Origin of the sequence: Mycobacterium sp. NPDC050551, from assembly GCF_040674075.1 — a bacterium.
Taxonomy (GTDB): domain Bacteria; phylum Actinomycetota; class Actinomycetes; order Mycobacteriales; family Mycobacteriaceae; genus Mycobacterium.
In genome coordinates, this window is record NZ_JBFARC010000001.1 from 335,773 (window position 1) to 347,368 (window position 11,596).

General features: G+C 67.0%; 12 protein-coding genes. 11 read left to right on the forward strand and 1 reads right to left on the reverse strand.

From position 1 onward, the window contains the following. The first annotated feature begins 101 nt into the window (after positions 1-101). Together AB0K11_RS01630 and AB0K11_RS01635 are read left to right on the forward strand one after the other, a co-directional pair. Positions 102-695, forward strand: a complete 594-nt coding sequence (locus AB0K11_RS01630; protein ID WP_364971651.1) for a TetR family transcriptional regulator — start codon at positions 102-104, stop codon at positions 693-695. Positions 696-836: 141 nt separating this feature from the next. Continuing rightward, positions 837-1,691, forward strand: coding sequence for an alpha/beta fold hydrolase (locus AB0K11_RS01635; RefSeq protein ID WP_364971653.1), 855 nt, complete (start codon positions 837-839; stop codon positions 1,689-1,691). Positions 1,692-1,712: 21 nt separating this feature from the next. Here the strand turns inward: AB0K11_RS01635 and AB0K11_RS01640 are convergent, their stop codons facing one another. Next, a complete protein-coding gene (locus AB0K11_RS01640) occupies positions 1,713-3,335 on the reverse strand; it encodes an NAD(P)/FAD-dependent oxidoreductase (RefSeq protein ID WP_364971654.1) in 1,623 nt (540 codons plus the stop codon). A gap of 123 nt (positions 3,336-3,458) precedes the next feature. Between AB0K11_RS01640 and AB0K11_RS01645 the strand changes: the two genes are divergently transcribed. The 9 genes from AB0K11_RS01645 (at position 3,459) to AB0K11_RS01685 (ending at position 11,555) form a co-directional block, all read left to right on the forward strand. After that, positions 3,459-4,514, forward strand: coding sequence for a ferredoxin--NADP reductase (locus tag AB0K11_RS01645; protein WP_364973618.1), 1,056 nt, complete (start codon positions 3,459-3,461; stop codon positions 4,512-4,514). An 88-nt stretch (positions 4,515-4,602) separates the two neighbouring features. Continuing rightward, on the forward strand, positions 4,603-5,784 hold the full coding sequence (locus tag AB0K11_RS01650) for an acyl-CoA dehydrogenase family protein (protein WP_364971656.1): 1,182 nt from the start codon (positions 4,603-4,605) through the stop codon (positions 5,782-5,784). Between the two features lie 15 nt (positions 5,785-5,799). Further along, a complete protein-coding gene (gene bphC / locus AB0K11_RS01655; RefSeq protein ID WP_364971657.1) occupies positions 5,800-6,708 on the forward strand; it encodes a biphenyl-2,3-diol 1,2-dioxygenase in 909 nt (302 codons plus the stop codon). Further along, positions 6,705-8,171 carry an FAD-dependent oxidoreductase gene (locus AB0K11_RS01660; protein WP_364971658.1) on the forward strand — a complete coding sequence of 489 codons (1,467 nt, stop codon included), beginning with the start codon at positions 6,705-6,707 and terminating at the stop codon, positions 8,169-8,171. Before bphC ends, AB0K11_RS01660 begins: the two co-directional genes overlap by 4 nt. Before the next feature lie 189 nt (positions 8,172-8,360). After that, a complete protein-coding gene (locus AB0K11_RS01665; protein ID WP_364971660.1) occupies positions 8,361-9,212 on the forward strand; it encodes an IclR family transcriptional regulator in 852 nt (283 codons plus the stop codon). After that, positions 9,209-10,153: an alpha/beta hydrolase gene (locus AB0K11_RS01670; protein WP_364971662.1), complete on the forward strand. Its 945-nt coding sequence runs from the start codon at positions 9,209-9,211 to the stop codon at positions 10,151-10,153. Before AB0K11_RS01665 ends, AB0K11_RS01670 begins: the two co-directional genes overlap by 4 nt. After that, complete coding sequence (locus tag AB0K11_RS01675) at positions 10,146-10,493, forward strand: hypothetical protein (RefSeq protein ID WP_364971663.1); 348 nt, start codon at positions 10,146-10,148, stop codon at positions 10,491-10,493. The genes AB0K11_RS01670 and AB0K11_RS01675 overlap by 8 nt, the downstream gene beginning before the upstream one ends. Beyond that, positions 10,486-11,124: a Dabb family protein gene (locus AB0K11_RS01680; protein ID WP_364971664.1), complete on the forward strand. Its 639-nt coding sequence runs from the start codon at positions 10,486-10,488 to the stop codon at positions 11,122-11,124. Before AB0K11_RS01675 ends, AB0K11_RS01680 begins: the two co-directional genes overlap by 8 nt. Further along, a complete protein-coding gene (locus AB0K11_RS01685) occupies positions 11,121-11,555 on the forward strand; it encodes a nuclear transport factor 2 family protein (protein WP_364971665.1) in 435 nt (144 codons plus the stop codon). The genes AB0K11_RS01680 and AB0K11_RS01685 overlap by 4 nt, the downstream gene beginning before the upstream one ends. The last annotated feature ends 41 nt before the right edge of the window (positions 11,556-11,596 follow it).

The following is an 11,596-nucleotide window of genomic DNA, read 5'->3' on the forward strand; positions in this document are numbered from 1 at the left end:
TGCGACACCACTGCGCGGCTGCAACGCCTCAAGCTAGGAGGAGTGTCGTCATTCCCAGGGAGCTTCGTCTTATCGACGGCCGCCGGCAATCGGTTGAATCGGTGACCGACCAGGCGGCAATCAACAGGGAAGCGCTTCCGGCGGTGCCGTCGGAACGGGGACCCCAACGTGAGCGCATCGTCGCCTCGGCACTCGCGCTCGCCGCTGAGGGCTACGACGCCGTCCACATGCGAACGGTTGCCGAACACGCGAAGGTAGCGACCGACACGGTGTACAAGCACTTCGCGTCGAAGGACGACCTGCTGGTTGCGGCGCTCGATCGTTGGCTGACCACCTTCGAACCGGCATCCGAGTCTGGATCGCAAGCAGTCACCGATCCGTCGCGTCAGCTGTCCCACGTGCTGGAGGTCCTCACCCGGCGGCTGTGGGGTAACCCGCTCTGCGCGGATGCGTTGATGCGCGCGTACCTGTTGTCCGAAAATTCAGCAGCATCAAACGTGGATCAGGTTCGCGACACCTTGACGCGCATCTTCATCTCAGCCATCAGCCCTCGTCCGGCACCGGCGGAACAGACCGAGATCGCCGGCCTGATTGCCGACGTATGGGTATCGAACATGCTCGCCTTGGTGCAGGGCCGCGCGACGACGGCCGAGGCAAGGCAACGCCTACAACGAATCGCTAAAGTGCTCAGCTGACCTGACAGCGGCGGTAAGTCACTACGTGCTGGTCATCGAGCACCGAGTCATCGTGGACCGTCGCGCGCACGACGGCAGACACGGCGTCCGCTGACCGGAAGTCGCCTACCCCACATCAGCGGCCGATGAAAGGCTTGGGCCATGACCACCGATCTCGAGATCCCTCTTCAGGAAGTGTCGACGCCGGCCGGAACGCTGCGCTACTACGACACCGGTGCCGGCTCGCCACTGTTGTTCTTGCACGGTTCTGGGCCGGGCGTCACGGGGTGGCGCAACTTCCGCGGCATCCTTCCCGCATTCAGCAGCGACTTTCGTTGTCTCATACTCGAATTCCCCGGCTTCGGCGTGAGCGATGACCAGGGCGGGCATCCGATGGTCAGCGCACAGGGTGTCGTCGCGCCCTTCCTCGACGCGCTCGGAGTGGACCACGTCGACATCGTGGGCAACTCGATGGGCGGCGGGGTTGGCATCAACTTCGCCATCCACCATCCGGACCGCGTTCGGCGCCTGGTCACGATCGGCGGTATCGGGACGAACGTCTTCAGCCCCGGCCCCAGTGAGGGCATCCGGCTGCTGCAGGAATTCACCGAGGACCCCACCCGGCAGCGGCTCGTCGACTGGCTGCATTCGATGGTGTACGACCCCGAATTGGTGACCGGCGAGCTGATCGAGGAGCGCTGGCAACTGGCGACCGATCCTGACACGCTCGCCGCAGCGCGACGGATGTACGGGAAGGCGGCGTTCGCCCAGATGATGGCATTCATGCGCAGTTCCGATGTGCCGTTGCCGTGGGCGCAGATGCACAAGGTGACGGCGCCGACGCTGCTGACGTGGGGCCGTGACGACCGGGTCAGCCCACTGGACATGGCGCTGATCCCGATGCGCACCATCCCGAACGCCGAACTGCATGTGTTCCCGAATTGCGGCCACTGGGCGATGATCGAGGCGAAGGCGGCGTTCGAGGCCACGGTCCGGTCGTTCCTGCTGCGCGAATAGCGTTCCGGACGGGAGGCGGACTCAGTCGGACTTCAGCAGAGCGAATCCTTTGTAACCGGCGTCGGCGACCTCCGCGCAGATGTCAAGGTAGACACCGAATCCGCCGATGAACAGCATGAACACCCGCGGCTTGCCGGGCACATTGGCACCCATGTACCAGGAGTTGGCCTTGGTGAACAGCGTCGCCTCGGCGCGGCGCGCCAGCTCTGCGCCCCACTCGTCGACGGCTTCCTTCGTCGCCTCGATGGCCGCGTAGCCGTGATCGTCGAGGTAGCGGATGCAGTCGGCGATCCAGTTCACATGTGCTTCGGCGTGCAAGACCATGTTGGCCAGCACGGCCGGGGCCCCTGGTCCGGAGACGACGAACAGGTTCGGGTAGCCGTCCACTCCGAGCCCGAGGTATGTGCGTGGCCCGTCGCGCCAGTCGTCATTGAGCGTTTCACCGCCGCGCCCGACGATCTGCATCTTTCCCAATGCTCCGGTCATCGCGTCGAAACCGGTTGCCAGCACGATGGTGTCGATGTCGTAGTGCGCGTCGGAGGTGTTGATCCCATCCGCGTCGATCGAGGTGATCGGGGTTCTGCGGACGCTGACCAGCTCCACGTTGGGGCGGTTGAAGGTTTGGAAATAATTGGTATCGGTGCAGATGCGTTTGGTGCCGATCGGGTGATCAGAGGGGATGAGCAGCTCGGCGACGTCGGGGTCGTCGATGACGGCCCTGATCTTCTCCTCGTAGAACTTGCGAGCTTCCTCGTTGGCCCTCGGATCGATCATCTGATCCCGGAACGTCTTGGAGAACAGGACCCCGCCGAGTTGCCAGCGCTTCTCGAACGCGGCCCTGCGCTCTTCGTCGGACGCCTCCATGGTGAGCTTCGGGTGCGCGATGTGCGGGGAGCCGCCGCCGCTCCGCCAGGAGAGCCGGCGCCGTTCGGCGTAGGTGGCCTTGATACGGGCGACGTCCTCGGTGCAGAGCGGGCGGTTACCGGCCGGCACGCTGTAGTTGGGCGTCCGCTGGAACACGTAGAGCTGTTCGGCTTGATCGGCGATGATCGGAATCGATTGCACTCCCGATGATCCGGTGCCGATCACCGCCACTCGCCGACCGGTGAAGTCGACGCCTTCGTGCGGCCAGTCGGCGGTGTGGTAGATCCTGCCGCCGAAGGTGTCCAGTCCGTCGAACTGCGGAGTGAGCGCCGCCGACAGCGGGCCGGTGGCCATGAGACAGAACCGGGCGCAGACCACAGCGCCGGTGTCCGTCGTGACCGTCCACCGCAGCGACTCCTCGTCGAGGACGGCCGAGGTGACCCTGGCGTTGAACGTGATGCCTCGGCGCAGATCCAGCTTGTCGGCGACCCAGTTGATGTAGCGCAGGATCTCGGCCTGGGTCGCGTACTTCTCGGTCCACGTCCACCCCTGCTGGAGGTCCTCGGAGAACGAGTAGCAGTAGTCGACGCTCTCGACGTCGCATCGCGCTCCTGGATAGCGGTTGTAGTACCAGGTGCCGCCGACGTCGGGCGCCGCCTCGAACACCCGAACCGTCAGCCCCTGTTCCCGCAGCTTGTGGAGAGCGTAGAGGCCGGCGAAGCCGGCGCCGACGACCACGGCATCGACGGCTTCGGTTAGCAAGTCAGCGGTGGTGTCCACGAAAGTCGAAGGTAGGCGTCCGACACGCGCGGAGGGTGAGCCCGTCCCGGTCACCGGACGTCGCGGTCATCGCTTCCCAGCCATCGGACTCGGCACTCGCGCACCGCTTGAGCCGCCAGCACCATCACCGTTGTGTCTTCGCCACCCGAGTCCCGCAGCGTGAAGCTCACCGTGGCCGATGTCGTCGAAGAGAGCCACGATGCCCGCTCCCTGATCTTCGCCGTCGCGGAACACGAACAGCACCGGCTGAATTACCGGCCCGGCCAATTCCTGACGCTACGGGTACCCGGCCGGGGCAGTACGTCGGTGGCCCGCTGTTATTCGCTGTCGAGTTCACCGCACACCGATCACGTGCTCAAGGTGACGATCAAGCGGGTTGACGGCGGCTACGGATCGAACTGGTTGTGCGACAACGTCAATCCAGGGGACGTCATCGAGGCGCTACCCCCGTCTGGGGTCTTCACGCCAGCGGACCTCGACGCCGATCTGCTGCTGTGGGCGGGGGGCAGCGGTATCACCCCGGTGATATCGATACTGAAATCGGCGCTGGCTGAGGGCACCGGCCGGGTGACGCTGATCTATGCCAACCGCGACGAGCGTTCGGTCATCTTCGCCGAAGAGTTGGCTGACCTCGCGATCCGCCATCCCGACCGGTTGACGGTGGTGCACTGGCTGGAATCCGTGCAGGGGTTGCCGCAGCAGCCGCAACTCACCGGCCTCGCGCGCCGTCTCGGAAACGCCGAGTCCTACATCTGCGGCCCCACGCCGTTCATGGCCGCCGCTGCGGCCGCGCTCACGAACGCCGGTGTCCCACGCAGCGCCGTGCACACCGAGGTCTTCCAGTCGCTGACCGGCGATCCCTTCGCGATCGCAGAACCACCGGTCGTCGCCCCCGCCGTCGATCGCGAGTCGGTCACCGTCCGGGTCGGCCTCGACGGACAACAGCACACGTTGCGTTGGCCTGCCATGTCGACCCTGGTGGACGCGATGTTGGCGGCGAATATCGATGTGCCGTACTCCTGCCGGGAGGGCCAATGCGGCTCCTGCGCCGCGACCCTGCTACGCGGCGAGGTCGACATGCCGACCAGTGACATCCTCGAGTCCGACGACGTCGAGGCCGGAACCATCCTCGGCTGCCAGGCGCGGCCGCTGTCAGACGACATACACGTCGAATTCTGACGCGCCGTCCATTCACCGGGATCAGCCCACACGTCGGCCCCCTTCGCGGTAGACCATCCAAGACAGCCTCACGAGAGAAGGACACCTCATGACCGAGCGGGTAATCGACCGGGTGATGGAACTGGCCGACCAGTTCAAGGAGCAGGCCGTCGAGGCCGAGAAGCTCGGCCAGCTGTCGGATGCCACCGTCAAGAACATGAAGGCAGCCGGATCTATCCGCCTGCTGCAGCCGGCCGAATACGCCGGGTTCGAGGTGCACCCCCGCGAGTTCGCCGAGACCGTGATGGCCACCGCGGCGCTCGACCCGGCGGCGGGGTGGGTCAACGGCGTGGTCGGCGTGCACCCCTACCAGCTCGCGTACGCAGATCCTCGGGTCGCACAGGAAGTCTGGGCCACCGATGTCGACACCTGGATCGCCTCACCCTATGCCCCACAGGGGGTGGCCAAGCCAGTCGACGGCGGCTACGTGTTCAACGGCCGCTGGCAGTTCAGCTCCGGCACCGACGCGTGCGACTGGATCATCCTCGGCGCGATGGTCGGTGACGCCGACGGCAAACCCGTGATGCCGCCGCAGATCCTGCACATGATCCTGCCGCGCACCGACTACGAGATCGTCGACGACTCCTGGGACGTGGTCGGTCTGCGCGGCACGGGGTCCAAGGACGTCATTGTTCGCGACGCGTTCGTACCGGCATACCGCACGATGGACGGCCTGAAGGTGATGGACGGCACCGCGCAGATCGAAGCCGGCATGACGAAGACGCTCTACAAGATGCCGTGGTCGACGATGTTCCCGCTGGGGATCAGTGCCGCCACCATCGGCATTTGCGAGGGTGCGCTGGCGGCGCACCTGGACTACCAGCGTGAACGTGTTGGCGCCAACGGCACCGCGATCAAGGACGACCCCTACGTCATGTTCGCCATCGGCGACGCTGCAGCCGAGATCGAGGCATCCCGCCAGGCGCTGCTGGCCAACGTCGACCGCGTCTACGACATGGTCGACGCAGGCAAGGAAGTCAGCTTCGCCGACCGTGCGGCTGTGCGGCGCAGCCAGGTGAAGGCGGTCTGGCGGGCAGTCGCCGCGGTCGACCAGATCTTCTCCCGCTCGGGCGGCAACGCACTGCGGATGGACAAGCCGCTGCAGCGGTACTGGCGCGATGCGCACGCCGGCGTCGCCCATGCCATCCATGTCCCTGGCACCATCTACCACGCCTCGGCGCTGAGCTCCCTGGGCGTCGACCCGCAGGGGCCGCTGCGGGCGATGATCTGACCTGTAGGACACGACATGACAGCACTCAAGAGCCTCGGATACGTCACCGTTCAAACCGCCGACGTCGATCGCTGGCGCCACTTCGCCTTTCAGGTGCTGGGTTTCGCAGAAGGACGCGGATCCAACGAGTCGGCGCTGTATCTGCGGATGGACGAGCGGGCAGCGCGCATCATCGTCACCCCGGGAGACGCCGACCGCATAATGACCGTCGGCTGGGAGGTGCGCGACCGTGCCGGCCTGGAGGACGTCAAAGCCGCCCTCGACGGCGCGGGCGTGCCCTTCAAGCAGTTGTCGCTGGAAGAGGCCGACGCACGCCGTGTCGAAGAGGTCATCGCCTTCGACGACCCGGCCGGCACCGCGATCGAGGTCTTCCACGGACCGGTCCTCGACCACAGTCCGGTGATCACGCCGTTCGGGGCACGGTTCGTCACCGGAGCACAGGGGCTGGGGCACGTGGTCATGCCCGCGCTGGACGCCGACGGCCTGTTCGACTTCTACACCGGTGTACTCGGATTCCGTTCCCGCGGCGCGTTCCGGGTGCCGGTGCCACCGGAGTACGGGCCGGTGCGTGTGCGCTTCCTCGGCATCAACGAGCGCCACCACAGCCTGGCGATCTGTCCGGCGACAACCGTGCGCGATCCCGGTCTGGTCCATCTCATGGTCGAGGTCGACAGCCTCGACACGGTCGGGCAGGCGCTGGATCGCGTCGGCGCCGACGGGTACCAGCTGTCGTCGACGCTCGGTCGGCACACCAACGACAAGATGGTCTCCTTCTATGTCCGGGCACCGGGCGACTGGGACATCGAATTCGGCACCGACGGGATGCGCGTTGACGAAACTTACTACACCGCAGAGGAAATCACCGCCGACAGCTACTGGGGTCACCAGTGGGTGAGCGACCTGCCTGCAGCGATGCAGCCGTGAGACCCGACGCCGACGTCAGCCCGGTCTCGGCGTCCACGATCAGCCACTGGGATCATGAGGCGGACGTGGTGATCGCCGGTTACGGCATCGCCGGCGCCGCCGCAGCGGTTGAGGCCGCCCGAGCGGGCGCCGACGTGCTCGTGCTCGAACGGACCGGCTCCTGGGGCGGGGCGGCTGCCATGGCCGGCGGCTTCATCTACCTCGGCGGCGGGACGGCGCTGCAAAAGGCCTGCGGCTTCGCTGATTCCGTCGAGAACATGGCGGCGTTCCTGAACGCGGCGATGGGTCCCGGCGCCGACGGCCGCCGCATCGCCGACTACTGCGAAAGCAGTGTCGCCCACTTCGACTGGCTCGTCGAAAGCGGCGTGCCGTTCAAGGCCGAGTTCTTCGGTGAGCCGGGCTGGGAGCCGATGGGCGACCAGGGTCTGATGTACAGCGGCGGGGAGAACTCCTACCCGTTCAACACCATCGCCACGCCGGCACCCCGCGGACACGTCCCGCAGATGTCGGACAAGAAGCAGGGCGAGGCCAGCGCCGGCTACATGCTGATGAAGCCGCTGGTCGAGACCGCCACCGCGGCCGGGGCCAGGGCGCTCTACGACGTGCGGGTGCAAACCCTGGTGGTGGAAGCCGACGGCCGGGTTGCTGGCATCCGCGCCCGGCAGTACGGCACCGAGGTGACGATCCGCGCGCGTCGTGGCGTGGTGCTGGCCACTGGCAGCTTCGCCTACAACGACGCGATGGTGGCGCAGTACGCCCCGCGTATTGCCGGACGTCCGGCGGCGTCGATCGAACAGCACGACGGTCAGGCGATCCGGATGGCCCAGGCGCTCGGCGCCGACCTCGCCCACATGGACGCAACCGAGGTCGCGATCTTCATCGACCCGCAGCAGTTGGTCCGCGGTGTCCTCGTCAATGAACGCGGCCAGCGTTACGTCGCCGAGGACACCTACCCGGGCCGGGTGGGCCAACTGACGCTGTACCACCAGAACAACACCGCGTACCTGATCATCGACGGCGACGCCCAGGAAGAGGCGATGGCATCGCTGTCCCCACAGTTGATGATGCGTCCGCCGACGTGGGTGTGCGAGACCGTTGCCGAACTCGAAGCCGAGATCGGGTTGGCGCCCGGATCACTTCAGGCCACGATCGCCGCCTACAACCACGGGGCAGCGCGCGGTGAGGATCCGCTGCTGCACAAGAAGCCGCTGTGGCTGCGCCCGGTCGGCTCGCCGGTCGGGGCGATCGATCTGCGGGAGATCACCGGAGGATTCACCCTGGGCGGCCTGCAGACCTCCCTTGACGGCGAGGTGCTGCACGTCAGCGGAGAGCCCATCCCCGGGCTGTTCGCCGCCGGGCGCTCCACCGCGGGCCTCGCTGCCTGGGGCTACGCCAGCGGCATCTCGTTGGGCGACGGAAGCTTCTACGGGCGACGCGCCGGCCGCCGCGCCGCCAAGGGCTGACCGCGACCCAGCCGGAATCAACGTGGCGTCGTCCTCGTGAGCGGGGCAGACGACCGGTTGACCGGCGCTGCCTCCTGATGGCCTCTCTCATATCGACACTCTTTGTGTGACACGGCCCACTCTGATGTGGTACAAACAGGCATATTCCTATTAGGCATATGTGCTCTGCACATTCAGCGAGGAGATGTCATGACTGCAGCCCCCGTCACCCAGGAATCCACCACGCCCAGCGCGGTCATCGATCGGGTGTCGCTGGTGCTCGACGCGTTCGACGGCCCGGGCAGACTGACGCTGGCTCAGATCGTCCGTCGCACCGGGTTGCCCCGATCGTCGGCGCACCGCATGCTCGAGCGCCTCGTACAGCTGCGGTGGCTGCGCCGCAGCGGTCGTGACTACGAACTCGGAATGCGGCTGGTCGAACTCGGCTCGCTGGCCGTTCACCAGGACCGGCTGCACCGCGCCGCCGCCCCCCTGCTGCACGACCTGCACCGCGCCACCGGCCTGGTCGTGCACCTGGCGGTGTTGGACGGCGCCGACGTGGTGTACCTCGACAAGATCGGCGACCGCATGGCCGCCGCACTACCCAGCCGTGTCGGCGGCCGCCAGGCGGCGCACTGCACCGCGATCGGCAAGGCGATGCTGGCGTACAACGCCGACGCAAGCGACGAGGTCGACCTGTCGAATCGGCGCACCCGGTACTCCATCGGAAGCGCCGCCCAACTCGCCGGCGATCTGGCCAAGGTCCGGGCACACGGGGTCGCCTTCGACCGCGAAGAGGCGCTGAGCGGATTCGGCTGCGTCGCAGCGCCGATCGGGGCCCCCGGTGACGCCGTCGCCGCTCTGTCGGTGTGCGGGCCGATGAGCCGGATGGCCTTCGACCAGCGCCTGGCCGCACCGGTACGGATGACCGCCATGGGCATCTGGCGCAACGTGGAAGGCGGGCCGCAGCGCGTCGCTCCCACGCTGCAGCAGGTGCGCCCGCTGCGCGGCGGGCCTGCGCACCGTCCGCTGCACGAGTCGGCCGCCCTGCAGCTCGCATGACGCTCGACCCGCAAATCGCCGAGATCATCGACACTCTCGACAGCGGATTCCCGGCCGTCGAGACGATGACCGGTGAACAGGCGCGCGCCATCATCCGATCGCGTTTCGTCGCACCGGCCCAACCGGAACCGGTCGGCAGTGCCACGGATCGGATCGTCGACGGTCCGGGTGGCAGCATCCCGGTTCGGATTTACCACCCGGCCGAAGCCGCGGCCGGATTGCTACCGGGCCTCGTCTACGCCCATGGTGGCGGATTCGTGTTCTGCGACCTCGACAGCCACGACGGGCTGTGCCGCGACCTGGCCAACCGACTCGGCGCGGTGGTGGTGTCGGTCGACTACCGCCTCGCACCCGAGCATCCGTGGCCGGCGGCGGTGGACGACGTCTACGCCGTCACCCGGTGGATCACCGACAACTGCATCGAACTCGGCGTCGATACCGGCCGCATCGCGGTGGGCGGCGACAGCGCCGGCGGCAACCTCGCCACGGTGACCGCCCTGATGTCTCGCGACCGCGGGGGACCTGCACTCTGCGCCCAGCTGCTGATCTATCCGATGATCACGCCCGACTTCACTACGGAGTCCTACCAGCGCTACGGGAGCGGCTTCTACAATCCCGAGTCCGCGCTGCGCTGGTACTGGGACCAGTACGTGCCCGACGAGGCGGACCGCACCGACCCCTACGCCTCCCCGTTGCACGCCGATCTGCACGGGCTGCCGCCGGCGGTGGTCGTGATCGCGGGACACGATCCGCTGCGCGACGAGGGTCTGGCCTACGGCGCAGCGCTCAACGCGGCCGGAGTGCCGACCGTGGTGGAGACGTTCGAAGGCGGCATTCACGGGTTCATGACAATGCCCAGGTTCACGATCGCTCAGACGGCGCGGGCTCGATTGTGCGAGCAGGCAGCGAGTCTCATGGCCGGAGTAGCGGCGCGTGGGTGACGGTGCGGTGTACGTCGTCGACCGCGTGGTCACCCGGCCGGGGTGCGCACGGCGCTTCGTCGACGCCTACCTCGCCGGATATGCACCGGGTGCCCGCAGCCGCGGTATGACGCTGGAGCATGTGTTGGTCAGTCCCCCCATCTGGTTCGAGGACCATCCGAATACGGTCACCGCGACGTGGTCACTGCCCAGCGCGCAGGCGTGGTGGGAGATGACGTGGCAGGGCCGCCCGGATCCGGCGATCGGTGAATGGTGGGAGAGGATCGGCGATCTGATTCTCGAGCGCAGCCGCAGCGTGGCCGCCGCCGCCGCTGACGTGGACGCCCTCTGCGATGTCTAGCGTCATCCGGCTGGTCGAGACAGCCGACGAAACGCAGCGGGACCGGTTGCTCGACCAACTGCGCGGCTGCGCCCGCGGAATCGGCGCCCAACGGGCACTCGTGCAGCCGACGCTGCCGGGTGTGCGGAACGGCGGAGACATTCTCGTCCACCTCAGATTCCCCGGTTCCGACGCCCGCGCGGAGGGAATCGCCGCGATCGACGTACTGCTCGGCGACCCGGCGGTACGGCATTACAACGGCGCCACTTACGACGGCGTCCCCGTCGCAGCGGCCGACGGATCCGGCACCGTGTACCGCACGCTGCTGCTGCGGGTGCGCCCTGACACCGACGACATGGCCGTCCAGCGGTTCGAAGACGACCTACGCCTGCTCCCCCGCTATGTCCGCACCATTCATTCGTGGCAACTCAGCCGCGTCGAGGAGGCCGTCGGTGCCTCACCGTGGACGCACGTGTTCGAGCAGGAATTCACCGACCTCGACGGCCTGATGGGCCCCTACCTGATGCACCCCGTCCACTGGGCACGTGTCGATCGCTGGTTCGACCCGGAGTGCCCGGAAGTGATTGTCCGGGAACGTGTCTGCCACAGCTTCTGCCAGATTGTCGAGTTGACGGGCAGGATCGCCGAGTGACCGAAGATATCAAGTCCCTGCTGGACGAACGCGAGATCGTGCGCGCGCTGTACACGGCAGCGCGCGCGATGGACGACCACGACTGGTCCACCCTGACCGAGATCTTCGCCGAGGACGCCAACGGTGATCTCGGCACCGGCCGGCTCGGCAGTGCCACAGCCATCATCGAGGTGATTCGCAACTTCTTGGACTCGTGCGGACCCACTCAGCACATGCTCGGCAACGTCGTCGTGGACCTCGACGGTGACAACGCGGTGTCGCGGGCATACGTCCATGATGTTCATCTCTCGAAGGACCTGACGCAGCGGTTCTACACGATGGGTGACTATCGCGACACATGGGTGAGACGCGGAGGTCGCTGGCAGATCACCGAGAGAGTGAAGAGGAACCGGTCGTACGTCGGATCGCTCGACGCCGTGTTCGGTACGTGACGCCGGCGGTCGATGGGCACACCGACGCGCACTTCCGCGCC

Excerpts from the sequence above, each read along its gene's own strand:
- AB0K11_RS01635 (WP_364971653.1), top strand. The coding sequence starts at position 837 with ATGACCACCGATCTCGAGATCCCTCTTCAGGAAGTGTCGACGCCGGCC.
- AB0K11_RS01650 (WP_364971656.1), top strand. The coding sequence starts at position 4,603 with ATGACCGAGCGGGTAATCGACCGGGTGATGGAACTGGCCGACCAGTTC.
- bphC (WP_364971657.1), top strand. The coding sequence starts at position 5,800 with ATGACAGCACTCAAGAGCCTCGGATACGTCACCGTTCAAACCGCCGAC.
- AB0K11_RS01665 (WP_364971660.1), top strand. The coding sequence starts at position 8,361 with ATGACTGCAGCCCCCGTCACCCAGGAATCCACCACGCCCAGCGCGGTC.
- AB0K11_RS01670 (WP_364971662.1), top strand. The coding sequence starts at position 9,209 with ATGACGCTCGACCCGCAAATCGCCGAGATCATCGACACTCTCGACAGC.
- AB0K11_RS01680 (WP_364971664.1), top strand. The coding sequence starts at position 10,486 with ATGTCTAGCGTCATCCGGCTGGTCGAGACAGCCGACGAAACGCAGCGG.